This is a genomic window from Mucilaginibacter litoreus, from assembly GCF_042676805.1.
In the GTDB taxonomy this organism is placed as follows: domain Bacteria; phylum Bacteroidota; class Bacteroidia; order Sphingobacteriales; family Sphingobacteriaceae; genus Mucilaginibacter; species Mucilaginibacter litoreus.
In genome coordinates this window covers 135,369-159,018 of sequence record NZ_JBHTHZ010000002.1, presented here as the reverse complement: position 1 = coordinate 159,018, position 23,650 = coordinate 135,369, and the positions used below count along the sequence as shown (strand labels likewise).

23 protein-coding genes and 2 tRNA genes are annotated in these 23,650 nt (G+C 41.3%); 18 read left to right on the top strand and 7 right to left on the bottom strand.

Features of this window, described 5'->3' with window-relative positions; genetic code table 11:
- The first annotated feature begins 86 nt into the window (after positions 1-86).
- Complete coding sequence (locus ACFQZX_RS04030; RefSeq protein WP_377111572.1) at positions 87-2,147, top strand: hypothetical protein; 2,061 nt, start codon at positions 87-89, stop codon at positions 2,145-2,147.
- Between the two features lie 64 nt (positions 2,148-2,211).
- On the opposite strand, the gene ACFQZX_RS04025 is transcribed toward ACFQZX_RS04030, so the two are convergent.
- Complete coding sequence (locus ACFQZX_RS04025) at positions 2,212-2,877, bottom strand: hypothetical protein (RefSeq protein WP_377111570.1); 666 nt, start codon at positions 2,875-2,877, stop codon at positions 2,212-2,214.
- 92 nt (positions 2,878-2,969) lie between these two features.
- Between ACFQZX_RS04025 and ACFQZX_RS04020 the strand changes: the two genes are divergently transcribed.
- The 11 genes from ACFQZX_RS04020 to ACFQZX_RS03970 all read left to right on the top strand — a co-directional run bounded on the left by ACFQZX_RS04020 (position 2,970) and on the right by ACFQZX_RS03970 (position 14,089).
- Positions 2,970-5,300, top strand: coding sequence for a hypothetical protein (locus ACFQZX_RS04020; protein ID WP_377111568.1), 2,331 nt, complete (start codon positions 2,970-2,972; stop codon positions 5,298-5,300).
- Positions 5,301-5,390: 90 nt separating this feature from the next.
- Positions 5,391-5,621: a hypothetical protein gene (locus ACFQZX_RS04015; RefSeq protein WP_377111565.1), complete on the top strand. Its 231-nt coding sequence runs from the start codon at positions 5,391-5,393 to the stop codon at positions 5,619-5,621.
- A 521-nt stretch (positions 5,622-6,142) separates the two neighbouring features.
- Positions 6,143-7,327, top strand: coding sequence for a head maturation protease, ClpP-related (locus ACFQZX_RS04010; protein ID WP_377111562.1), 1,185 nt, complete (start codon positions 6,143-6,145; stop codon positions 7,325-7,327).
- Between the two features lie 97 nt (positions 7,328-7,424).
- Complete coding sequence (locus ACFQZX_RS04005) at positions 7,425-8,633, top strand: hypothetical protein (protein WP_377111559.1); 1,209 nt, start codon at positions 7,425-7,427, stop codon at positions 8,631-8,633.
- Positions 8,634-8,710: 77 nt separating this feature from the next.
- Positions 8,711-9,295 carry a hypothetical protein gene (locus ACFQZX_RS04000; protein WP_377111556.1) on the top strand — a complete coding sequence of 195 codons (585 nt, stop codon included), beginning with the start codon at positions 8,711-8,713 and terminating at the stop codon, positions 9,293-9,295.
- Positions 9,296-9,361: 66 nt separating this feature from the next.
- Positions 9,362-9,595: a hypothetical protein gene (locus ACFQZX_RS03995; protein WP_377111553.1), complete on the top strand. Its 234-nt coding sequence runs from the start codon at positions 9,362-9,364 to the stop codon at positions 9,593-9,595.
- 15 nt (positions 9,596-9,610) lie between these two features.
- Positions 9,611-10,885: a hypothetical protein gene (locus tag ACFQZX_RS03990; RefSeq protein WP_377111551.1), complete on the top strand. Its 1,275-nt coding sequence runs from the start codon at positions 9,611-9,613 to the stop codon at positions 10,883-10,885.
- Positions 10,886-10,939: 54 nt separating this feature from the next.
- A complete protein-coding gene (locus tag ACFQZX_RS03985) occupies positions 10,940-11,554 on the top strand; it encodes a DUF6712 family protein (RefSeq protein WP_377111548.1) in 615 nt (204 codons plus the stop codon).
- On the top strand, positions 11,554-12,849 hold the full coding sequence (locus ACFQZX_RS03980; protein WP_377111545.1) for a hypothetical protein: 1,296 nt from the start codon (positions 11,554-11,556) through the stop codon (positions 12,847-12,849). The genes ACFQZX_RS03985 and ACFQZX_RS03980 overlap by 1 nt, the downstream gene beginning before the upstream one ends.
- Positions 12,849-13,283, top strand: coding sequence for a hypothetical protein (locus ACFQZX_RS03975; protein ID WP_377111542.1), 435 nt, complete (start codon positions 12,849-12,851; stop codon positions 13,281-13,283). Before ACFQZX_RS03980 ends, ACFQZX_RS03975 begins: the two co-directional genes overlap by 1 nt.
- A gap of 5 nt (positions 13,284-13,288) precedes the next feature.
- Positions 13,289-14,089: a hypothetical protein gene (locus ACFQZX_RS03970; RefSeq protein WP_377111539.1), complete on the top strand. Its 801-nt coding sequence runs from the start codon at positions 13,289-13,291 to the stop codon at positions 14,087-14,089.
- Here the strand turns inward: ACFQZX_RS03970 and ACFQZX_RS03965 are convergent.
- On the bottom strand, positions 14,086-14,955 hold the full coding sequence (locus ACFQZX_RS03965) for a hypothetical protein (protein ID WP_377111536.1): 870 nt from the start codon (positions 14,953-14,955) through the stop codon (positions 14,086-14,088). The genes ACFQZX_RS03970 and ACFQZX_RS03965 overlap by 4 nt on opposite strands.
- Positions 14,956-15,040: 85 nt before the next feature.
- Here ACFQZX_RS03965 and ACFQZX_RS03960 point away from each other — a divergent pair, with 85 nt between their 5' ends.
- The 4 genes from ACFQZX_RS03960 to ACFQZX_RS03945 are packed head-to-tail and all read left to right on the top strand — an operon-like array spanning position 15,041 to position 16,561.
- Positions 15,041-15,292, top strand: a complete 252-nt coding sequence (locus ACFQZX_RS03960) for a hypothetical protein (protein WP_377111534.1) — start codon at positions 15,041-15,043, stop codon at positions 15,290-15,292.
- Positions 15,293-15,342: 50 nt separating this feature from the next.
- A complete protein-coding gene (locus ACFQZX_RS03955) occupies positions 15,343-15,918 on the top strand; it encodes an N-acetylmuramidase domain-containing protein (RefSeq protein ID WP_377111531.1) in 576 nt (191 codons plus the stop codon).
- A gap of 3 nt (positions 15,919-15,921) precedes the next feature.
- Entirely contained in the window at positions 15,922-16,167 is a 246-nt protein-coding gene (locus ACFQZX_RS03950; protein ID WP_377111528.1) for a hypothetical protein, read from the top strand.
- Positions 16,168-16,171: 4 nt separating this feature from the next.
- Entirely contained in the window at positions 16,172-16,561 is a 390-nt protein-coding gene (locus ACFQZX_RS03945; protein ID WP_377111525.1) for a hypothetical protein, read from the top strand.
- A gap of 14 nt (positions 16,562-16,575) precedes the next feature.
- On the opposite strand, the gene ACFQZX_RS03940 is transcribed toward ACFQZX_RS03945, so the two are convergent.
- Both ACFQZX_RS03940 and ACFQZX_RS03935 read right to left on the bottom strand, forming a co-directional pair.
- A tRNA-Leu gene (locus tag ACFQZX_RS03940) sits at positions 16,576-16,662 on the bottom strand.
- A 73-nt stretch (positions 16,663-16,735) separates the two neighbouring features.
- Positions 16,736-16,819: transfer RNA gene (locus tag ACFQZX_RS03935), tRNA-Leu, on the bottom strand.
- Positions 16,820-17,077: 258 nt separating this feature from the next.
- On the opposite strand from ACFQZX_RS03935, the gene ACFQZX_RS03930 reads away from it, so the two are divergent.
- Positions 17,078-18,226: a glycoside hydrolase family 130 protein gene (locus ACFQZX_RS03930; RefSeq protein ID WP_377111522.1), complete on the top strand. Its 1,149-nt coding sequence runs from the start codon at positions 17,078-17,080 to the stop codon at positions 18,224-18,226.
- Positions 18,227-18,231: 5 nt separating this feature from the next.
- Here the strand turns inward: ACFQZX_RS03930 and ACFQZX_RS03925 are convergent, their stop codons facing one another.
- From ACFQZX_RS03925 to ACFQZX_RS03915, 3 genes are all read right to left on the bottom strand, one after another.
- Positions 18,232-19,293 (bottom strand): metallophosphoesterase family protein, encoded by a 1,062-nt coding sequence (locus tag ACFQZX_RS03925; RefSeq protein WP_377111519.1) that lies wholly within the window; start codon positions 19,291-19,293, stop codon positions 18,232-18,234.
- A 33-nt stretch (positions 19,294-19,326) separates the two neighbouring features.
- Positions 19,327-20,202 (bottom strand): glycerophosphodiester phosphodiesterase, encoded by an 876-nt coding sequence (locus ACFQZX_RS03920; protein ID WP_377111516.1) that lies wholly within the window; start codon positions 20,200-20,202, stop codon positions 19,327-19,329.
- Positions 20,203-20,313: 111 nt separating this feature from the next.
- Positions 20,314-22,908, bottom strand: coding sequence for a glycoside hydrolase family 2 protein (locus ACFQZX_RS03915; RefSeq protein ID WP_377111513.1), 2,595 nt, complete (start codon positions 22,906-22,908; stop codon positions 20,314-20,316).
- Between the two features lie 244 nt (positions 22,909-23,152).
- Here ACFQZX_RS03915 and ACFQZX_RS03910 point away from each other — a divergent pair, with 244 nt between their 5' ends.
- On the top strand, positions 23,153-23,632 hold the full coding sequence (locus tag ACFQZX_RS03910) for an ankyrin repeat domain-containing protein (RefSeq protein WP_377111510.1): 480 nt from the start codon (positions 23,153-23,155) through the stop codon (positions 23,630-23,632).
- Positions 23,633-23,650: the final 18 nt, after the last annotated feature.

Below are 23,650 nucleotides of genomic sequence, written 5' to 3'. Positions count from 1 at the left end.
ATTGCGGTCATTTGCTTTGCTGTCATTGAGTCATTATAGGCTCAGTTAGCTTAATGACCCAATGACTTAATGACCCTATGATAACCATGACCCAATTACAACTATATATAAACGATCAGTTGGTTGACCTTAGTGATGATAATCCTGTAGCCCTTACTTTTCAGATCAACAACTTGGCCGAGGTAAAAAATCAGCAGGGCAACACCAGTAACCAGTTTAAGCTGCCGCTGACGCAACGTAACAGGCAGATTTTAGGTTTCCCGGATGATATTGCTTTTACCACCAACCTGCCTTATGATAATTATCAGGCAAAAATCATTCAAGATGGTTTGGAGATTGTCCCGTCGGGTATAGCGGTTTTAAACAGCGTTGAAAATGATACCGCAGCAATTACCGTTTTAAGCGGCAATGTCGATTTTTTCGACTCGCTTGATGTGAAGATCTACGACATGGGCGATAGCACCACTGATATTGGCCAGAAAAAAGCTTTTGCGGATTTTAATCATCCGTGGAGTCTGGATAACGTCATTAATTCGCAGCGCAATACGCAGGGCTGGATATGGCCGGTGGTTGATTACGGATTGATCGGTACCGACTACGCTACCAACCCGGTTATTGATGTAAGGTATATGCGCCCGGGTTTTTTTCTTAAAACCGCCATTGATATGTTTGTTAAGCTGGCCGGTTATAAAACAGACCCATCATCATTTCTGCTTAAACAGCCCATGTATGATAAGCTGATCGTGCAATTTGCTAATGACAGCTTTGAGCATGGTATCGATTATCAGAAATCGCCGGACACTCAAGGGGTATCAGCAACCTTAGGTTACAGTTATAAAGAAACACATCCCAATATAAAAGACCCGGACAGAGGGAATATTCCGTTTCACAATGTTGTAAGAAATAAAGATAATAATTACAACCCATCAACAGGTATTTACACGGCAACATCGGTTACAAAGGTGAATATCTCGCTTAAGATCCCTCAGATTTTTGTGTACGGGAACATGAAAAAACCCGGTGAATACAGCTCAAGCGTGGTGATACTGATAAAATCAACTGACCCTGTACATGGCGAGCTGGAACTGGCCTCTAACGAGTTTAACCTGATAGACGGCACGCCGATGCCCACTGCACCCTTTAGCTCATTTGGCTTTAAAAATTATGATGACCCGGTCACGCTTTCGGCAGAGGCATATCTTGAGCCCGGGCATCAACTGATGATAAGTTACCTGTTTAAAGGTTACACTGGTAGCTACTTTATTTTGCCTACCGATACAGAGCTTACCATCACCGCCGATAACCATGATGTTTTGTACGGCCAGCAGGTACAATGCGAGCGCATATTCCCGGATATTACGCAAAAAGATTTGTTGAAAGACACCCTGCAGCGTTTTGGTATCATCTGCCAAACCAATAATACCACGCGGATGGTAACCTTCTCATCCTTCAGGGATATTGTTGAAAATATACCGCGTGCGCTTAACTGGACCCATAAATGCCTGGACCATGGCAAGGCCATAAGCTTTCAACTGGGCAGCTACGCACAGGTAAACAAGTTGCTGTATAAAGAGGACGAGGCTATCTTTCCGCAAAAGTTTGGTAACTCGGAGATCAGGATAGCTGATAAGACCCTACCGCTGAGCACTGACCTTTTTGAGAGCCAGTTTGCCCCTACCCTTAACAGGCCTTATCTCAATGGAAGCATAGCGCAAATTTTAAAGGTTGATACCAAAGATGACCCGGACAATACCGATTTTAATACAGGTACCCAGCCCCGCATTCTGATAAATGAGCAATTTAATTTAAGCCAAGGTGACAACCCCAAAAAAATAACTTTTACCGACGGCCAAAATAGCCGTGTAATTAACGATGTGATCTCGGTGCCATATTTCTGGAAAAGCAACGTAAAATATAGCCTTTTATGGGATGACCTGCGAAAGGCATACTACCCCGAACTGGAAAAGATATTGCAGCAAACAAAAAAAGTAGAGCGGTATTTTTTACTTACACCGCGCGATATATTAGAGCTGGACCTGCTTATACCTATCTACCTGGAACAGGACAGCGCTTACTATTACATCAACAAAATTGACAGCTGGCGCAAAGGCCAGCCGGTAAAGGTAGAATTTGTGAAACTGGGGTAGTAATAATGTTATGACTATAATTCTTGCTTAATATATTTATTAGTGAACTCAACCATTTTACTGATTATTTTACAGAAGGATTCGCCTTTTTGCGAATTTCACTAACGATCAGGTCAACATTCCATGGGAGATATTGATCATAAAAGGGTGCAAAATTTATTTTTCCTTTATCATCAAGATGTGTCACCGCTCCAGAGATAATTATTGTATCTCCTTGATTTAAATCCTTTATAACCATCAGTTGCTTTTTAAGCGATGCTCCCTTAGGAGATTTCGGAATAGTGTATGTAAAATCAACTCTGTTATCGATAGCTATCGTATCAACCGAATTATCAATCTTTATAGGGGCAACCAACTTTAAATTATAAATTGGATTAACATTAAACCCAAGTATTTTGCTTACAGTATTTGCCTCATAATCATTATCATTTACTTCATCTACAACAAATTGCCAGTCTTTAAATTCTTTTAAAGTATCTTTTGCATACTTATTAAAAGCTTCAATATGCGCGTCTTTTTTTATAGAATTTGATGTAATGTCATAATCAGATTCAGCCTTTACTTTATTTAAAAAATAGGTTTGATCTTTTGGACGGGGATCAGAACTATCTAAAGTTTCTTGAGGTTGAACATTTTTAGTTTCATTTACCGCTTTCTCTTTAGATTGATTTTGACAGCCAAAAAATGTAGTAATTAATAGAATAGCCGAAAGTGGCTTAATATATCTCATGTGATAAAGTTTATCTTCAAAAATGCTAATTTAATTGGCATACCAATAATTAAATTGAAACTATTATTCCATATAACATAATAAACATATTTATGAATACAAATCCACTTGACAATGATATTGAAAGAGCTAAAAAATATAAGGAAGCGCTCGATAATTTAAAGGCTTCGATAATTGGTCTTAACAGCAAACTTCCAGAATTTGCCGATGGCATAAAAGCAGGGCTACAAGCTGTTGGAGAAAAATTGCCGGCAGTTGTAAATGAAATAATTAAACTAAATGCGCAAAACAAAGAATTAGCAGCAAACGGACAAAAGCCCAAGAGCATTTTAAAAGAATTAGCGGGCTCTTTATTTTCATTGAATTCAATGGTGTCTCTTGGAGTTACACTTTTAGCCTCATACAGTGGTGTTATAATTGACTGGATAAGTGATATGGTAAAGGGGCAAACCACTTTAACAGCATTGGGTAAACAATTAAAAGACACCAAACTTGTAATAGAGGCACTAAACGAATCAAAATCAGAAGGCGATAAAAATGCGCAACAAGAATTAGTGCATTTGAAATTAATATATGATGCTACCCAAAATCAAACACTATCTTTATTAGCCCGAAAAGAAGCAGTGAATGAATTAAAAGACCAGTATCCAAATACATTCAGTAATTTAACAACTGAAGAAATATTAGCTGGGAAAGCAAAAAAAACCTACGACGAACTTACGCAATCAATTATAGCATCGGCTCGTGCCAGGGCAGCTGAAGATATAATCGTTAATAATGAGAAAAGAAAACTTGGAAACGAGGATAGGCTTAAAACCTTGAATAAACAATTAGAATTGCGCGAAAACGAGTTAAAAGAAGCCCAAAAACGAAATGAAAATTTACAAAAACCACAAATTTTAGGTGGCAGTTCATTTACTGTCGGAACAGAATCAAAAGACACGGTTAACCCTGCAACAATTAATAGATTAACTCGGGAACGCAATGTTTTACAAAAATCAATTGCAGATTTAAATACAGATACAGCTATCCTTAACAGAAGGAACGAGGCATTGACAGCAGCAATAAACAAATCCAGAGAACAACAAAGTAAATATAAAGGTATATACCCATTGCCTACCCCAGCCAATAATTTACCTCAATACACACCACGCCCTACTCCTAAACCCAATCACACCCACAGCGAAGATTTACTTGCAGCCCAATCTATAACCATAGCCCAACACTTTGAAAATGAGAAAAAAGCCTATGATAATGAAGTTTCTTTGTTGGATGATCAGCTAAACAAAAAATTGATCAGCCAGGCAGAATACCACAAACAGAGCCAGGCTTTGCAGGACAGATACCACCAGGGTATTGGCAGCAGTTTAACAACTTTTGCCGAAAAAAATATGGATGCTACTGTTAAGCATCTAAAAGATATTGCCGAGGCAGAAGGGAAGCTTAAATATGACGAGAACAATGTTAAAAAAGCCATTCTCCCATGGAAAAAATTTGAGGCAGAAAAAAAGCTTATAGAGGATAAGTACAATTATGAAATACTGCAGGCGCAAGGCAATGAGGAAAAAATAAAGGAGATAAAGGAAAAAAGCCAGCAAGAGCAAAGTGAACTGACTAAAAAGTATGAGCAGCAACGCAAAGAGTTTATGCTGAATACGGCTAAGCAGGTAGCAGATAAGGCATTTTCAATAATTGGCAGTAACATTCAAAAATCCAGCGACGCCAAAATAAAAGGTCTTGAAAAAGATAAAGCGACCGAGTTAAGTAATAAAAACCTAACTGAGAGCCAGCGCAAGGCTATAGAAGATAAATACCAGAAAAAAGAAAACCAGGAAAAGGTTAAGGCTTTTAAGGCTGAGCAGCGTGCATCGGTATTACAGGCAGTAGTGAATGGCGCACTGGCCGTCACTAAAGCTACAGCACAAACGGGTGTATTAGCACCTTTAGTTATCCCGGGAATAATAGCTTCGACCGCTATGCAGATAGCCACCATTGTAGCCCAAAAACCACCTGCATTTGCTAGGGGTGGCCGCTTCGTGTCCGACGGGCGTGGCGCAGTATTAACTGGCTACAGTCGCACAGACGATACCAACGCATACCTGCGAAGCGGCGAAGCTGTAGTAGTTTCTGAAGCTATGCGTAACCCATGGGCACGTAACCTGGTGAGTGCCATTAATGTAGCACATGGCGGCAGAGATTTCTCGGTGCCTAATACCGGCAGGGGTTATGCTATAGGCGGTATATTTACTGATGGAGGTAATGCTAACCGTTATTACAATCAGCCTGTTAATGATGCCAAGGAGTTGGCAAACACGCTGGCCTACCAAATGATCAATAACTTTCCTCCTATTTACGTAGACGTTAAAGACGTAAACACCCAACAGGGCATACTTGCCCAAACAGTTAACAGGGTTAACCTTTAGTAGCAAGTAGTTAAAGTCCCTCTCACTTGATGCTATGGCTTTCTCACTACTATTTATTGATACTTGATACTAATTACTTGATACCAAATCATGAATATCCAACTTGCTAATAACCTTTTTGACGAAGGTGCACTTACAGCGCTGTACAAAGCCGGTTTTATAACTACCAAAGTATTCACCTACCGGGAAATTTACCTTTGGGTAAACGCACAGATACAAACACGGGGTATCAGCAAAAACCAGGCGGTGCTGGAGGCCGAGCTAAAATTTGATAAAGATGAGCGAACCATCTGGCGGGCCTTGAATTCTTTTTCGGAGTAGTCGGAATCAGAATTTACAGGATTTGAGAATTAAAAGAATTATAAGTAAGCATCCTGAATATTTATTAAATTCTGTAAATCCTGATTTACTGACAAACCTCTGTCACCATCATAACGAATTATTCTACCGATATTTGTATAGTTCAAATGGTCGGAATCAGGATTTACAGAATTTGAGAATTAACATAATTATAAGTAAGCATCCTGAAAATTCATAAATTCTATAATTCTGATCCACTGACAAACCTCTGTCATCATCATAATGAATTATTCTACCGATATTTGTAGTGTTAACCAACCAAGGTCATGCTGAACTTGATTCAGTACCCCACATGTCGGCATTAAAGATCCCGAAATAAGTTTAGGATTACGAATTCGATGAATTCACAAATTCTTTTAATTCGAGTTCAAATTCACTGAAACTATGCCAATCGGCATTTAAATCAAAAGGCTAAAATAGCCTTTTCAAGCAGCAAGGTTCACGAATCCCGCATTCATTACTCTTTTAAGTAATCACATCAAATGAAGATATATTTATACGATACCGAAACGGATTGCATAGGCTCAGGCAGCCTGTCATCCGCTTACATTAAAACCCAATTAGATGCAGCTGCCGGTGCCGATGTAGAGGTGCACATCAGTTCTGTAGGTGGCTCGGCCTTTGATGCCATTGCCATTTACGATCTACTTAAGAAATACCCGGGCGTAGTAACCACTTATATAGACGCTTTAGCGGCGTCGGCAGCGTCGGTAATAGCTATGGCAGGCAGCAAAATTGTAATGAGCAAATATGCCTTGCTCATGATACACAAACCCATGGTAGGCAGCGGCGGCAATGCCGATGAGCTTTTGAAAGATGTACAGATGCTGAATGTAGTTCAGTCGCGCCTGGCGCAGATCTATATGGACAGATCCGGCCTGGATGAAGCTACCGTTAACAGCCTGATCAACTCCGTTACCTGGATGACTGCCGACCAGGCCCTCGATCTTGGCTTTGTGGATACGATCGAGGATTACAGCCAAACCATTATCAATAGCGCACTCATCAAAAAATACACCGATACAGCACCGGCGGTTTACCAGCGCTGCATCAATAAAATCTTAACAAACAAAAGCAATATGAACATGGACAACAGAGAACTTATCGAACGCACCACCTCGGTTCTGGATAAGATCATGAACTTTTTTAAGCGGGTGGTAAACAAACAGATAATTACCGATAAAGGCACTTTGCATCATGCCGGCGAGATGGCCGAGGGCTGCGATGTTTACCAGGATGAGGAACTAACCGAACCCGCCGTTACCGACACTTACACTACTGCGGAGGGGAAACAATTGAGTGTTAAGGACGGCAAAGTACAAAAGATTGCACAGGTTGAGATAGCCGACGATGATGAAAGCGAAGAAGACATGCCAATATCCCTATTCAAACCATCTAAAAAGCCTGCAGAAGTTCAAAACAAGCTGAAGCAAATAAAAGCACGTTTGCACGCGCAAAACGCCTTACTAAATGAAGCAAAAGCGGCATTGGAACATGCCCAGGCACGCCTTAATAAAACACACGAAGAAATAAGGAATGAAATAAAAAGCGACTTTAAGCCCCAGGGCTCTAAGCGCAGCAGCAAGGCAAAAACAGAAACTCAACCCTTTTTTGCACCTCAAAGCACTCTTGCACAAAACGCGGTTAAAAGGGCGGTAGGGAAATAGTAGTAAGTACTCAGTACCAAGTATCAAAACAATCATTTTTTTGAATACTTGCCACCTGTGACTTGATACTTCATAATTAATACTTCTAAAACAAAAAATGGCTCAATTTACATTCACAAACAACACCTATGCCGGCGAAGCGCTGGCGGGTTTCATGGCAAGCACGCTGCTGGAGGCCGACTCCGTAAAGCGTGGACTGCTGACCGTTATTAACGACGTAAAATCGCGCAAAGTTATCCTTGATGTAGACGACGATGTGGTATTGCAAAATCCATCTGGCATGTTTGCAGATCAGAGCACAACCGCTCAACAGGTGGAAAGCTACCTGGACCCGGTGGTTTACGAATTCATGAAGCAGGAACAATGGGATAAACTGGTGCAATCATGGGAAAGTCAGCAATTAAAGCCCGGCGCTTTTCTTGACTATGAAGGCGTAGTTGACCTAAGCGACTTTATGGTGCAGCGCTACCTTACCAAAATTCAGATAGCTAATGAACGCCTTTACTGGCTGGGAAAAGGCGCCACTAAAGAAGCTGCCTTTACTGCCCCGTTTGCAGGTCTGTTACCATCCATTGCGGCTGCAAGCGGCGTTTACAAAGCTGGACTGGGCAAATCAGATACCTCTATGGCTGCAACCGCTATCAGTGCATCAGGAGTGGTAACCGTAAGTAGCACCAGCACCCTTAAAGATGGCGATGTGGTAACCATAACCGGCGTAACCGGCAGTATCAAAGACACCACCAACGGCGGCAGCGGTATAGATGTAGCAGGGCAATCGTACTTTATACAGGTAGCCAGTGCAACAACCTTTAAGCTGGTGCGTAATTATAACGAGATCAACACCCGCAAAGCGGCCATTTTTAGCGGCACTGCCACGGCAGCTACAGTTAGCTATATCAATGCAAGTAACGTTTTAGGTGTATTAAGCGGCATCTATGCACAGCTTGACCCTGCGGACCGCAGTCAGGATGACTTTAATTTGCAGATACCTTTGCATGTAGGTTATGCTTATGCCCAGGCACAGGCAGATAAAGCTACCAACGTTTTAAATGCCTTTACTGATAAAAAGAAAATGGATTATCTGGGTTTGCCGTTGCAACTAATGAACCACTGGCAGGCTAATACCATTCTTGGCGCGCGTTCATCAAACCTTTTCCTTGGTGTGGACTTGTTGGGCGATGCCTCAGAACTATCAACCGTTTATATGAAGCCTTATACAAACGATAACGTAGTACGCATGAAAGCCCGCATGAAAGCGGCGGTAAGCTTTAAATTCGCTAACGAGCTGTTTTACTTATCAGCTTAGTAGTAAGACAGCTGCAACACAAGACCTGATCCCTGCACTTTATCCTTTTCACTAATTCAATTATTCCACAATAATCTATGTCAATTTACAATAAAATAAACGCGGGTTTTGCGCTTGGCGCAGATACGCCCATTACCTCAGGCATTGAGGATGTAATATACATCTTTAACCAGGATGACATCACCCTTACCTACGATGCTGCCAACCCTTTAATTGTGACCGGCCTTACTGCAGTAAGCACTGCAAAGGTCTATAAATTTGAAGGAACCAATAACAGTTTTAACGCAACAAGCAAACTGGCTAAAACACAGGTTGGCCCACGATATACTGAAGAGATTGACTTTAACATCGCGGGCTTATCTACCGATATTAAAACTCAATTAATGGCCATGGGATACGGCCGCGTGAAAGCCATCATCGTAAATAATTATAAAGACGGCGACTCTGCAATTGAGCTTTTTGGCGCGGTAAATGGCTTAATAGTAACCGAAGCAGAGCGTAATGCAGCTGACGAAACCCTGGATGGCGGTTACAAGATTAAACTAACCAATCCTGATAAGCTAAAAGAACCATACCCTCCGCGCGCTGTATCCATTGCTCCGCAAAGCGGATCAGCTACTTATGCAAGTACTATTGCAGCGTTAGAAGCTTTGGCAGCATAATTCAATCATTAATCATTGGGTCATTATAATATTTTAATGACCCAATAACTGCCCAGCAATAACTCAATGAAAAAATACATTTTAAAACCTGGCATGCATCAATTTACGCCTGGCTCTCCCGCTATCCATAGCAATGATAACCTGACAGATGATGAAGCCGAGTGGTATTTACAGTGCCATCCACACATAGCAAAGTTATTTGTGGAAAGGCCGGAAAATGGTGAGTCGGAAAGGCAGGCAGGCGGAACACGACGGAAAAGAAGGGCACGACGTATATCCGGCTCATTCACTAATCAATAAACCAATCATCAATTAATGAAAACCTATCTCCCACAAATAGAACGCCGGATACTGGTAAGGCCTAATCAAACCTTCGGCATCCTGAACTTTGATATGGATAATGCCTACCCGCAACGCATGCTGGAGTTGGTTGGCCAATCGCCCACAGCAAAAGATTGCTGGAACAAACGGGCAAAATTTATCGCTGGTATCGGTTTTGAAGAAGCATCGTTAGGCAAGCAGGTCATTAACAACAATGGCCTGACACTTGCGAAGCTTTTAAAGGCTGTTGCTACAGATAAAGCATTATTCCGTGGGTTTGGCATACATATCAACTACAACGCTAATTTTAAAGTAGTAGCTGTAAACTACGTAAAGTTTGAGGACATACGCATGGGTGATGCTGATGATCCTGCAACTATCGGTAAGTATGCTTTATATAACGATTGGGGACGCAAAACCTGGAAAAACATCACCCGCAGCAAGGTTACGTTTATTGACCCTTACAATCCAGACTCGGAAGTTATTAAGGCCCAGGTTAAAGCAGCCGGCGGATGGCATAGGTACAAAGGCCAGTTATATTATTTTAACCCGGAAGTGAATGATTACCCACTGATAGAGGCCGACGCCGTTTGGGAGGATTTTGAGACCGAAGCGGGAATCAAAACATTCAACAATCGTGAGGTGACTACCGGCTTCCTCCCTTCTACCATGTTATTCATGCAATCGCGCCGGGAGGAAGCTGATAATGTTACAGATAACGGCGGTTATGGCAATGTACCGTCGCAATTGGAACGTGATCTGGGTACTTTCCAGGGAGCTAAAAGTGCTCAAAAGATAATTGTCATTGAGTACGAAGACGAGAATGCGAAACCAGAGTTTCAGCCTTACGCTATACAAAATAACGATAAGCTTTTTGAGAGTACCGAACGCTCTGTTGAGGCCCGTATCATCAAAGGATTTTCTGTACCTAAAGAACTAATCAATGCAGAAAAGTCATCTGGCCTTAGCAATGGCGGTGAAAAAAAACAGGCCATAAGCGAATTTAACGACAATACCGCGCCAGACAGGCAGGAAATAAGCGAAGTATTCGCTGAAATATTTAGTCACTACGCCAAAACCATCAACCCATCCGGCAATTGGGCCATAACTCCTATACCAGCTCTGGTCACCGAAGATTGTATGGGCGTAAAAGCGGGTAATAGTCTTAACCAATTATTACAGGCACCTATCCCCACCAAAAATAAAATTGCCGCCTTAGTACATGCTTATGGTTTTAAACAAACCGAGGCCGAAGCCATGTGCAGCTAATAACGATTCAATTATCATTACCCCTATCCTCGTCCACGGAAACAGGAATACATCATGAAAAAGTTAATTATACCCGCCGCACTGCAACAGTATGAAGATATTGCGGCAAACATTAAGCCCGAACGGATTAATATATTCATACAAAAGGCCCAGGAGCTCGACTTAAAACCATTTCTTGGCTACGCTTTATACTATGATCTGATAACGCATTTAGAAGCCGACGGCACTTTACAAGAATCTGCGCCGCAGCATTATAAAGATCTGCTGAATGGCAGCGAATACCTGGATGAGCAGGGATACGTTGTACTTTACCAGGGGTTGATGCCTGTACTTGCCTATTTTGCCTTTGCAAGATTTATAGAAGCTGATTCGGTACATTTTACACCAACAGGCCCTGTTACCAAGCGCTACGACAACGCGGATGCTTTATCATCTAAAGACATTGTTAAGCTTGTTCAACAGCAACGGAGCACGGCAAACGCTTACGCCAATGAAACGGAAAGGTATCTGCGTGATCATAAAGAAAGTTTCCCTGCATGGCATTACAATCATGAAAACAAGCGCAGCCGCCAGCCAGGGCCACGCATACGCAGCGTGGATAAAACGGAATTTAATTATCCGTCGGAACTGTTAGATATGGACCTTTTTATCACCGATTTTTTTAATTAATGGCAACAGATAAAAAAATAAGCGAATTGCCTCTGCTGAGCAGTATAACATCGGCCGATACTTCAGTTGTTATACATAACGGTGCAGATTATCAGTTTACCTTACAAACCTTACTGAATTTTGTTAGTACAGGCATAATAACCGGTGCAAATATATCGTTTGGCACAACGCTTCCTCAGAATCCCTCCGGCAAGAACGGAGACATTTTTATTAACACTGCCAACAACTCGTTCGCTCAAAAAGTAGCCGGAACTTGGGCTATACGCTACACCATTCCGACAGCAGATGCGGCAAAAGATGGGACTGTGCTCTATGGGAACGGAGTGCCCGGCACAGGAATAGGTAAAGATAATGATACTTATATCGATACCACAACCGGCATATTTTATAATAAAACGTTAGCCACGTGGCACCAGGTGTTTTCGATGCAAACAGGTCCGCAAGGGCCAAAAGGCGACAAGGGTGATACAGGTGCTCACGGAACTGCGGGCAGCACTATCCTTAATGGAACGGTAAATCCATCCAACTTAAGCACCGGCACTAATGGCGACTTTTATTTGAATACCAGTACGCAAATACTTTTCGGGCCAAAAACCAATGGCGATTGGGGCGATGGTATATCTGTAATAGGCATACCAGGGGAACAGGGCCCTCCGGGTGAACCCGGGCCCGCTGGCCTTGATGGATCTCCTGGACTGGATGGCTCGTCAGGCCCGGGAGTTGCGGCAGGTGGCACCACCGGGCAGATACTGACTAAATTAAGTGATGCCGATTATGATACCGAATGGGTAGATAAGCCGACGGGCGGCGGTGCAATAGCAGATGGCCTTGTATCGGGAGGTGCCGCTTCTGTAACTTCAAATGTGCTGACCATACAACCTGCGATTTGGCGTCTAAGTGGTATTGAACATAATACAACAATAGCGCAAGACTTTACACTGACAGCAGCAGATACTGTCAATAGCCGTTATGATATAATATACGGAGCAGCAGATGGATTACATCTTTTAGATGGTTTGGCTTCGGCTAATCCTGTAAAGCCTACGCTACCGGATTATACGGTGGAAATTGCATTTGCATTTATACAGCCAGGAAGTATCAGTGCCGGAGAAGTAATTCCTGCTAACTACGCCACAAAACAAGAAGTAGAAAATATTACAGGCAACAAAATGCAGCTTGCAACCGATGCAAAAAACAATCTCACTGAAGCAATTAATGAAGTTAATACTAAAATCGGAAGCATTAATCAGGAAAACGTAATTCTTAAAATCTTTAAAAAATCAAATTACAAATAATGGCAACTTATAATGAAATAGTCGCTTTTACTAAAGGTGTTGGTGTACGTCCAGTATCTTTTACTAATGCAGATAACATAAATGCAAAACAAACTTATGCACCTGCAGACCCTGCCAGCCGAATTAATTTCTTAGCAATAAGCAGCACATCTGCAACTCAAAAATATATGTTGATGCAGCTCCATAATCTCACTACAGGTGAAATTGCTACTTTGGGGACTATCACCGTTCCTGCAAATGCTGGCACCAACGGTTCTGTGCCGATAGTATCAGGACTGAATCGGGGAAATCTGCCGTGGTTGCAGATTGACAGCGATGGCAACCCATTTATTGATCTTAACTATAACATGAACATAGAAATGAGATTGCTTAGTGCGCTAAACGCAAGTGAAACTATTACTGTAACTACAAGCGGCGGCTCATACGCAGCATAATTATTATGGCAAGCAGAAATGGGTTAAACCCTAAAATAAGAGGATTAAAAGGTGTTGGATTCAATAGGGCTTTGCCTTCATCTTTTGGTTGGGGTAATGGGATATGGCCCGATGGTACTAACGATTATTTAATCGTACCTAAACTTATAGGTAAAATTATACCGCCCCAATTCACTGTAGAATATTGGAGTAAGTTTCCTGACATTTTGAATGACCTTTGTGGGGTATTCAGGTTTTATGGTTCTGGCAACTCAACTATTATGATAGCACGTGCTCAAAAATCGCCGATGCAACTACAGATCACAATTGCAGAGCAAGGTGGTGCGGATTATTGCAACATACCGACCGACACAAAGAAGACAATGATTGCTCACTCGATAGACATGTTAAGCGGTACTGCCAGTTTCTATAGCCCTAATACACCTGTAAGCGTAAGGAGCTACAGCAATCTGATACCAAAGGCAGGAACGACTATCGAGAACTTTGAATTTTTTACGCCCGGCAGGTTTACAACGAGCTTTGGCAACACAGCATTAGATGAATTTAGATTTTATAAAAAGCTAATAACACAAGCTGGTTTTGACACAAATTACAACGCAGGGTCTGGAAATAATCCATTCGAAACTGAAAACCTCATGGTCTGGTTTAAATTTGAAAAATTTGAAATGTTGGATTTTTCAGAGTTGCAAGATGGTAGCGATATGCGATTAGGGATTCGCGATCACAGTGGTAATAATTATCATGCGCAACCTTTCAACATGGATACAAATTCAGCGTCTCCAACATATGTTTTAAAACCGTTTTAATTGTAAAATGCATCGCGCCAAAATAAATGGCGAACAGGGCCAATATAATGACGTGCTATCCATTCTTTTTTTGCTCTGAAGCGTATTTCAAATTGGTCGTCATACTTCAAAATGTATTTGTCAGGAGTCAATCCAGAAGCCCCAATATTCTTTTGTAAATAGGCGAAAATGGTTTGCTCACTTAAATGCCCAGACTTTTCAACTAATATTGGCAGCATATTATTAACAGTATCAAGCTGTTCTTTATTAAGCCGATTAATTAACATAAGGCCAGCACAATAGTAGGGCTCGTGATATAAAGATAATAGTTGAGCTTTCTCTATAAGATTAAAGTCATACCCAGGTTGATAATCATATTGCATGTGTATGTTGTAAGAGCTATTTAATAGCCCTTCAATATCATCGATAGGGTCGTTTAACCATAAAACATCAGTATCGGCATAAACAACCGGGACCTTTAAATCAACGGTTTGTAATATGGCGGCCAACTTTAATCCCATTGGATTTTTAGACGCAAATTCTACAAGTTGTTTATTGCCTCTTTCTTGATGAAACTTAATGCAATCTGCGGCAAAAATTATCTTAAGTTTGGACTTAGGATATAACAGTTGAATATCACTTATCAGCTTTTCAGGAAATCCAAAATCAAGGTAAACATACATAAAAGGAAGCTTGCGAAATCGCTTTTGGACAGATAAAAGTTCCTGTTTCAAAAACGAAAAGTGCTTCTTGCCACATAAAACAGCATAGTTAAAAGACGCGAGCGGTTTATCATTCAAACCTGAGGAACTTTTAAAAGTTAGCCAATTTTTGTAAAACAAAACAGGGAAACGAAAAGCAAAACTGTTATGTAACCTCTTAAACATTTGCGAATATAATAACGAAAATTTAGCTACGCAATCAAATCACCATAGCGGAAAGCTTAATAGTTTCCTTACCCTCTCCCCTCCTATGACATCCATCGAACATCGCCAGCTCAAGGGCATTACCATAAAAAATATTTTTATCACTATAGCCAGTACTGCAAGTATTGTTGCTACTGTAATGGGTTCATTTTATCAGTTAAAAAATGATCTGCATGAAATGAGCCTACAGCAGGATGCGCAAAATCGAATTACAGACATTCGCCTGAAGGTACTTGAAGGACAAGTAGCCATTCTTCAACGACAGATCGATCAGATCAACGCCGCTCCGGGTCGCTAATATCATCGGCGCTTACTTCTTGCGCAATCTTTTAAGACACTTTTTACTTTATGAACCTTAAATTAAATAACGCCCAGTTATACGGGCTTGCCATGGCTTATGGTTACGATTATCGCGCTTTAAAAGCCATTATACAAGTAGAAAGCGGGCAAACCGGTTTTTCAAAAGAAACCGGTCGCCTGATCATCCAGTTTGAACCCGCCTGGTTTAAACGTTTTAAAACCGACTGGCAAAAAGATACGTCTCATAAAACCTGGCAGGCCAATAAAGTAGGTAACCAAACAAGCGAATGGATAGCTTTTAATGATGCATTTGCTTTAGATGCTGATGCCGCTATGAAAAGCACGTCTGTAGGTATGATGCAGATCATGGGCTTCCACTACGCCGAACTTGGGTTTCAAACAGTAGGTGAAATGTGGGACTTTGCCAAGGTGAGCGAGTATAACCAGGTAGAACTGGCCCTTAAATGGATCAAGACCATTCCCGCACTCGATAGGGCTTTGCAAAGTAAGAATTGGCAAAAGGTCGCTTACTATTACAATGGGGCCGGTTACAAACGATTCAATTATGATAAAAGGCTTGCAGATGCCCACAGTAAGGCAAGCGCCTACTTATCAAACAACTGACTTATGAAACAGAAAAACGTAGTAAAATTTGGCGCTATAAACGCCCCTAAGCCGCAATGGGCAACCTGGTTATTCCGTTCGGTAGCGATATTAACCACTGTTGCATCCTTTTGGATCGGCTCCACTACATTGTTAAAAGAACATGTTAAAGTGGAGGTAGTGCTTGCGCTAAAGGCGATAGACATGCTGGTGCTTGGGTTAAGCAATTTGTTTGGAATAATAATCCCTGAAGAAACTACTAATAACTAATTATATGCTTAAAAAATTATGGCAATGGCTTACAGGCGTTGCTGATAAAATCAAAAACTCACTTTCATTCGGGAAGGACATAGCTAATGATGTTAAAACCATTACAGACAGCACTCTGCTGGATATTATTGTTAAACTCACTCCATCCGAGCTGGATGATGCTGCATTAGCTGCTTTCCGCCTGTTTATGAGCAATTTGCTTACTAAATTGAACTGGGCTGATAAATTACTGGACAATGCAGATCAGGATGAAAAGACAATCATCCTACACACGTTATCTGCCGCAAGTGCTTACTGGCAATCACAACAAAATGAAAGCGGGTTGAGTTTGCAAACCACACTCAGTACATCCCAATTGGTTTACGATAAATCAAAAGTAAATATGTCGGTATAACTGATAGATAGGATTGGTGCCCGGGACGAGATTCGAACTCGTACATCCTTACGAATGCCACCCCCTCAAGATGGTGCGTCTACCAATTTCGCCACCCGGGCATGTATAAAAGGTCTTAAACAAAGTAAAGTATTTTACCACCTTCCTTCAATTTAAGACCTTTTGCTATCGGCGTGCCCGGAGAGAGACTCGAACTCTCAAGAGACAATTCTCAACGGCTTCTGAGACCGCAACGTTTACCAATTTCGCCATCCGGGCAGTAAAAGCCATCTGCATGAGATAGATTTTATTTTAGTGGCGCAAATATATACAAAATACATAAATAGAAAGCCTATTTTTAAATATAGCCAATATGTTGTATCCAGCTATCGAAACATTGGCTATCACTATTGTCAATATATACTGCGACGTTTATATTTGTATTAACCACTTATAAACGCCACCATCTTATAGCAAAAGTTTACGGTTAGTATTATACCTTATACGGGATGCTACAAGTGATATATTGATAACCAAATGAAGATTTTTTCCTTAATAATTAAATACACCCTTACATTACTTCTGTTAACAGGCTATAGCTTTGCACAGGAAAATCGTTTACCTGCCTGGGCTCTGGGGGGATTCGAACGGGCGTCAGACATTAATCCTATTATTTCGCCTGATAGCACTACCCGTTTTTTCGATCCTGTTTTGAAGAAGTATGTGGGTTGGGAATCAAACGACACATTTAATCCGGGCGCAGCCCTGTATAAAGGCAAAGTGATTGTGTTATATCGATCTGAGGATAAATCGGGTGTAGGGATTGGCTACCGTACCTCTCGCCTTGGCTATGCAGCAAGTAGCGATGGCCTGCATTTTAAACGTGATAAAGCACCGGTTTTTTATCCGGCAAACGATGATCAGAAAAAATATGAATGGCCGGGAGGATGTGAAGACCCCAGGGTTGCTGTTACAGTTAATGGCACTTATGTTATTTTTTATACACAATGGAACCGCGAAACGCCACGTCTTGGCGTTGCTACCTCAAAAGACCTGAAACACTGGACAAAGCACGGGCCTATTTTTGAGGACGCTTATAAGGGCAAATTTTTAAACATACCGCATAAATCAGCCTCTATTCTCACAAAAATTGAAAATGGCAGGCAAGTAGTAGTGAAGGTTAAGGGCAAATATTGGATGTACTGGGGCGAATTACATGTTTATGCGGCAACTTCAACCAACCTTGTCGACTGGAAACCTGTTATTAACACTGATGGTACATTAAAAGAGCTCTTCTCCCCACGTAAAGGATATTTTGATAGTGAGTTGACCGAGTGCGGCCCACCTGCAATAATGACAAATAAAGGGATTGTACTTTTATACAACGGCAAAAATAAATCAGGCGAAGATGGCGATAAACGCTTTACCCCAAACACCTACTGTGCTGGCCAGGCATTGTTTGACAGCCAGGACCCTTTAAATTTTATTACCCGATTAGATGTGCCTTTTATGCGCCCGATGGCTTCGTTTGAAAAAAGCGGACAATACCCGGCCGGTACAGTGTTTTTAGAAGGGATGGTTTATTTTAAGAAAAAATGGTTTTTGTATTATGGTGCGGCTGATTCGAGAGTATGTGTAGCTGTGTATGACCCCACTCATCCGTCGGCACCTGATGCTATAAATTAATACCTTTAAATGGGCTTGGTAATATTGAATGTATCTGCAGGGTTTGCAGAACCTTCGGCAGTATAGTAATCTCCGTTAAGGTTTAGATGATCATCATTTCTTTCAATGGTGATTTTTAAGAAACCGTGTTGATTATCAATAAAGGCTTCCAGGTGAACGTTATCGGTTTCGAGAGCTGCGAAGCGGCTATCATCTGTTTGAGCAATACTGTGAAGCTCTTCAAATCCACCTGCTCCGGCAATAATAAATGGTAGATTTTCTCCGTCCTCATAGCGTCTGGTAAAACGCTGATAATTATGAACATGCCCGCTAAAAACAACATCCGGTCTTACTTTTGTATTTTCAAATACATCATTAATCAAGTTTATCATACGCAAACTGGAACCGTGGTTGGTATCTGCGGAATAAGGGGCATGATGCATACACAAAATCAACATTTTGTTTATTGGCGCATTTAGCAGTTCATGTTCAAACCAATCCTGTTGCTCAGGTGTAACAACACCATACTTAGGTACATTTGTATGCAGGCCGATAAAAGTAGCCAATGGTGTATCCAGCGTCCAGTAAATGTTAGGCTGTATCATACTTTTACGCCGACTATTGTCACTAAAGGCTACCGGTCGAGGAATGGAATCGCAAAAAACGGCCCTAAACCCGTCAAGGCTGTTATAAGGCATCAATGCAAAAGGGTTTACATCGCTATCATGATTACCCGCAATAGCAAAAACAGGACCTTTAAACTCATCAAAAGGTCTAAAAAATTGCTCAGCATACTGTTCCGCTTCGCCATGATGATAAACCAGGTCTCCTAAATGATATAAGAAACCACCCTCAACAGCCTGCCCTGCCATCAGTTCAATTATACCTCTTCGGGCTTCGGGTCGGCCCAGCCCGCCGGTATCACCCACCATAAGAAAAACACAACGGTTTTCAGCAGGCGGTGTTGCTAAAACATCCTTTAGGGATAAGTGATAGGGGTATTTACCAGACGGAGAAGGTAATTCTTTAAATTTGCTACGATCATCTGGTTGATTTAATTTGATGACAGGCCTGTTATACTTCATCATTTTCATTAAATTTATCCTAAACTATCTTTATAATTATAATCGGTCAGGATAATCAGAAATTATTCCATCTACTCCAAGCGTTTTCAAATCTTGTATTTTTTGGGGGTCATTAACGGTCCACGGTATGACTTTTATGCCCCTTTTATGGCATGTGATTATATCTTCTGAGGTAACCATGCTGTGTTCAGGGCTATAAATAGATGGAGTAAAAGTAAGCGCAGCAAGGTTTTGATTAAGTGTCTTTTTATTCGATACCAGCCATGCAGTTGGCACATCCGGATATGCATGGTGTACAATCTCTAAAGTCCGGGAATCAAACGACTGTATAATTACTCTTTTCAAAATGCCTTGCTTTTCCAAGACATCAATCAACCGGTCTACAAACTCCTGTGGCGCCGGATGTTCAATATTATCACCTTTAGGGCTGGTTTTAGTTTCGATATTATAATGGGGAGGTGGCAATCCCCTTTGCCTGGCATAAGCTTCCACACTATCTATCAACGCTGATAAAAGAGGAATGTGAGCTGGAATCTTTTTTTGTTGAGGAAATTGCGGGTAAAATTTACTGCCTACATCATAACTTTCAATTTGCTGATAGGTTAAATCATACAGTCGTGCTTTTTTTGCTTCTGCAAATGTTAGTGTATCGCCGTTGGCTTTTAAAGAAAATTTTGGATTGATATACTGATCGTGAGATACAATCGGTAACTTTTCTTTGGTGAACGATATGTCCATCTCCAGCGTAACGCCAAGATCTACTGCTTTTTTCATAGCAGCTATTGTATTTTCGGGCATTAAGCCGCGGCCTCCGCGGTGCCCCTGCTTATCAAAAGTTTTTTGCGCGCAACTTATCTCTGATATTCCGGCAAGAGAAACTAATAAACATACACTCACAAACCAAATCCTCATAACTATAATTAACCGCCACAAATATAACCACGCTCCTTTATCGGTATATCAATTTACCATTACGTTAATTTTACTTACAAATAAGCATTTTAAATAATAAGCTTATTTAAATTACTCTATATTAATAAACCGTTCAGGAACATTCCAACCATAGATTTGTATTTGTGGCCGCCCGCTTATATTTTTTTGATAATCCATAACTACTTTTCGGGTTTCACCAGGCATAACTGACAGATAATTATCTGTTGCAAAAGCGGGTAGAATACGCTCATGGGTGTCAGCGCTAACCAGTGCTAAACGGTTAAAAAAAGCTACAGGCGATTTGGAAGGATTACTTAATACTACCTCAACCTTTCTAATCCCTGAATATCTTGCTGACACATTCAATGAAGCCCTTTCTATCTTCTGCAAGCCTGAATAATTACCTTCCTCATTTGGCAGCCAGTATACATTACTGCTTTTTACATGTTTGCCCTGATCAAGCAGTTGTAAGCTCAAAAATATCCCTTCTTGCTTACGCAGTCCTTCTATAACACGCTTAATAGATTGGATTTTTTGATAAGATGAAGCTCCAATAGAAATAAACGCCTGACTGATAAGCGAATCCCGCCCGGTCATATCATAAGTCTTAATTACCAGTATCAAATTATTCGCATTGGTAAAACCATTATTTACTCCGGTAATGGTACCATCAACCGGATTATACATAACGTGCAGCGGTTCAGATCCTACACGCAGTCCATATAAGCAAGCATTGGGATCCAAATAGTAGTCGTACATCTGTCCACGCAGTGCTGTCCATGGGTTTTGTGTTTTCCAGATTATTGATCCTGTATACCACTCCCACATGTGCGCACTAAAGCCTTCCATTAATGCCCGGTATTGATCATAATTTACCAATTGCGCTTTCATTGCAAAATCGCGAAGGTCCTTTGGTTCACCGTAAGGCATTAAAAAGTCCTGATATCCTATATATTTGTGGTAATCCCATACAGAGTCTGCTTCTTCCTTTCCCGATTTAAGCTTCGGCATGGTACGATTTACAACTGGAAGAAAGCGTACCAGCGACGCATAATCTCCCACACCTACGGAACCAACTTCAGAGTTAAAGGGATAAGTTTTGTGTTGCCAAAAACTATTAATATTTTGTATACCATACGGCCCGTCACCATTACCGCCTTCTGTATTGTAAGACATATCGCTGGAGTTTGAGTAATCAATAAACCATCTTGTGCCGTCCAGTTTAGGCATCAGACTATCCCGAAGTGCTATAAGAATATCATCAGGTGGCGGAATTTCGTTACCACCGCACCAGATGGCAAGCGAAGGATGATTGCGCACCATTTTGATCTGGTCTGCTGCAGAAAGCAGGTATAGTGAGTGATCATCGGGATATTGGCGCCGAACCCATTGATCATCTTTTTTTGCCGGGTCTGTCCAACGACCGTTACAATCGCCCGACATCCAAAAATCCTGAAATACTAACATACCATACTTATCACAAGAAGCATAAAATTCAGGACGTTCTACTATAGCGCCACCCCAAACCCTTATCAAATTAATATTCATGTCACGGTGATAACGTACCTCAGCATCGTAACGGGCATCGCTAAACCTAAGCATAGCGTCGGATATTATCCAGTTACCTCCTTTAATAAATATTTTTTGTCCGTTAACAAATATTTGTCGGCTATGCGTATGTTCGTTCCATTTGGTGTCAATCTGTCTTATCCCTACCTGTACGCTGTCTTTGTCAGAAACATCCTTTCCAACAGTAAATTTGAATTCTGAGCCGTATAAATGTTGTGCGCCGTAGCCGTTTGGCCACCATAACTTTGGGTTAGCAATGGTTATTGGTGGTAAAGTTATTTCTGTAGTGGTGTTTGCAGTCAGCTTAACACGTTGGGTAACTACTTGTCCATTGATCACCCAATTCAATACGCCTTCTACAGACTTTCCCAGCGTATTTTGCAATTCAGCAGATGCCTTTAAAATAGCTGGCGCCTGTATACCTTCAGGTTTACGTGTGCCAGGCACCAGCGTTACTACATGCGGATTAATTACACGCACAGCTCCTGTTTCCTGCAATGTAACTTTATCCCAGATACCCGTATTTCTATCATGCACAGGCTGTATCCAGTCCCACCCGGCAGTATATTGCATAGCTACGTTACGGGCGATGGTGCCATCGCCGCCTTGGCCGCCGTTTGGCTTGCCTGCAACAGGTGCAGGATGCACAAGAATGGCAAGGCGGTTGTTACTATTGTTAGTTAAAAATGCGGTGATATTATAGGACTGCCTTAGAAACATGCCCTGGGAAGCGTTAACATTTAACTTTTTGCCGTTTATATATATATCATTGCTGTAATTAACGCCACGCAGGTTAAGAAACACCGACTTACCGGCAGCGGGTTTTGTGAATTTAAAATCTTTAACAAACCAATAGGTATAGAAGGCATTGCCTTTATCATATATATCAGGTATCTGCTTGTTATTCATCCCATAAAATGGATCAGGCACAAGATGATTATTTAATAAAGTAGTAAGTACCGTACCGGGAACGATGGCCGGCATCCAGGTGTTTGTGTTATAAGTACTGACACTGATCTGGTTACCTGTTAAAGCTACATCTTCAGCTTTAATACACCGCCAGCCGCTGTTTAAGTCAACAGAGTTTTGTGCCTTTAAAATCAGAGGAAGAAACATTAATAACAATGACCAACAGAAAGTTTTATTTATCATGAAAAAACATATATGCTTGGCCACGAATATACAGGACCGTATGATTGTTATAAGAATTATATTTAAATGAATTAGTTTGAGAAGAGCCTAAATATATAACCCTTACTAAATTTCCAAATTGATCTGATCTGGAAATCATACTTAGTTGAATATTTATGAGCCAGGCTAAGAAATACAAACTATCTGTAACGTTTCATGTTAATAGCGCATGACCATATACAATTACAACGAAGTATTAATCCAGGCGGCACGTAAAGGCGAGGTTGCTGTAATGGTCGAATTGCTTGACCATCAAGTAAATTTGAATTATCAGGACGACAAGGGCTATACACCGTTGATTATTGCCTGTTATAATAACCAGCCTGATGCCGTGATTTTTTTGCTGAACCACGGGGCTGATATCAACGCTACGGATTTTGGTGGCAATACTGCACTTATGGGCGTATGCTTTAAAGGATACACACCTATAGCACAAATGTTAATAGATCGCGGCGCTAACCTTAACCAAATGCATGGTAACGGCGGCACAGCATTGATGTTTGCAGCCATGTTCGGTCGTAATGACATCATTGAAATGTTGTTGGCGGCCGGAGCAGATAAAACTCTAACCGATAGCCGCGGCTTGACAGCTTATGATATTGCAGCCCAGCAGGGCAATGAAACTGGAATGAAAATTTTAAGCATATAACAACAAAGCCCCGTTTGG

What these genes read in the sequence shown, in the direction of transcription:
- ACFQZX_RS04000 (WP_377111556.1), top strand. Translation starts at nt 8,711, where the DNA reads ATGTCAATTTACAATAAAATAAACGCGGGTTTTGCGCTTGGCGCAGAT.
- ACFQZX_RS03950 (WP_377111528.1), top strand. Translation starts at nt 15,922, where the DNA reads ATGAAACAGAAAAACGTAGTAAAATTTGGCGCTATAAACGCCCCTAAG.
- ACFQZX_RS03945 (WP_377111525.1), top strand. Translation starts at nt 16,172, where the DNA reads ATGCTTAAAAAATTATGGCAATGGCTTACAGGCGTTGCTGATAAAATC.
- ACFQZX_RS03925 (WP_377111519.1), bottom strand. Translation starts at nt 19,293, where the DNA reads ATGATGAAGTATAACAGGCCTGTCATCAAATTAAATCAACCAGATGAT.
- ACFQZX_RS04015 (WP_377111565.1), top strand. Translation starts at nt 5,391, where the DNA reads ATGAATATCCAACTTGCTAATAACCTTTTTGACGAAGGTGCACTTACA.
- ACFQZX_RS03970 (WP_377111539.1), top strand. Translation starts at nt 13,289, where the DNA reads ATGGCAAGCAGAAATGGGTTAAACCCTAAAATAAGAGGATTAAAAGGT.
- ACFQZX_RS03995 (WP_377111553.1), top strand. Translation starts at nt 9,362, where the DNA reads ATGAAAAAATACATTTTAAAACCTGGCATGCATCAATTTACGCCTGGC.
- ACFQZX_RS04025 (WP_377111570.1), bottom strand. Translation starts at nt 2,877, where the DNA reads ATGAGATATATTAAGCCACTTTCGGCTATTCTATTAATTACTACATTT.
- ACFQZX_RS03955 (WP_377111531.1), top strand. Translation starts at nt 15,343, where the DNA reads ATGAACCTTAAATTAAATAACGCCCAGTTATACGGGCTTGCCATGGCT.
- ACFQZX_RS03915 (WP_377111513.1), bottom strand. Translation starts at nt 22,908, where the DNA reads ATGTTTCTTCCTCTGATTTTAAAGGCACAAAACTCTGTTGACTTAAAC.
- ACFQZX_RS04005 (WP_377111559.1), top strand. Translation starts at nt 7,425, where the DNA reads ATGGCTCAATTTACATTCACAAACAACACCTATGCCGGCGAAGCGCTG.
- ACFQZX_RS04010 (WP_377111562.1), top strand. Translation starts at nt 6,143, where the DNA reads ATGAAGATATATTTATACGATACCGAAACGGATTGCATAGGCTCAGGC.
- ACFQZX_RS03990 (WP_377111551.1), top strand. Translation starts at nt 9,611, where the DNA reads ATGAAAACCTATCTCCCACAAATAGAACGCCGGATACTGGTAAGGCCT.
- ACFQZX_RS03920 (WP_377111516.1), bottom strand. Translation starts at nt 20,202, where the DNA reads ATGAGGATTTGGTTTGTGAGTGTATGTTTATTAGTTTCTCTTGCCGGA.
- ACFQZX_RS03980 (WP_377111545.1), top strand. Translation starts at nt 11,554, where the DNA reads ATGGCAACAGATAAAAAAATAAGCGAATTGCCTCTGCTGAGCAGTATA.
- ACFQZX_RS03965 (WP_377111536.1), bottom strand. Translation starts at nt 14,955, where the DNA reads ATGTTTAAGAGGTTACATAACAGTTTTGCTTTTCGTTTCCCTGTTTTG.
- ACFQZX_RS03930 (WP_377111522.1), top strand. Translation starts at nt 17,078, where the DNA reads ATGAAGATTTTTTCCTTAATAATTAAATACACCCTTACATTACTTCTG.
- ACFQZX_RS04020 (WP_377111568.1), top strand. Translation starts at nt 2,970, where the DNA reads ATGAATACAAATCCACTTGACAATGATATTGAAAGAGCTAAAAAATAT.
- ACFQZX_RS03910 (WP_377111510.1), top strand. Translation starts at nt 23,153, where the DNA reads ATGACCATATACAATTACAACGAAGTATTAATCCAGGCGGCACGTAAA.
- ACFQZX_RS03975 (WP_377111542.1), top strand. Translation starts at nt 12,849, where the DNA reads ATGGCAACTTATAATGAAATAGTCGCTTTTACTAAAGGTGTTGGTGTA.
- ACFQZX_RS03985 (WP_377111548.1), top strand. Translation starts at nt 10,940, where the DNA reads ATGAAAAAGTTAATTATACCCGCCGCACTGCAACAGTATGAAGATATT.
- ACFQZX_RS04030 (WP_377111572.1), top strand. Translation starts at nt 87, where the DNA reads ATGACCCAATTACAACTATATATAAACGATCAGTTGGTTGACCTTAGT.
- ACFQZX_RS03960 (WP_377111534.1), top strand. Translation starts at nt 15,041, where the DNA reads ATGACATCCATCGAACATCGCCAGCTCAAGGGCATTACCATAAAAAAT.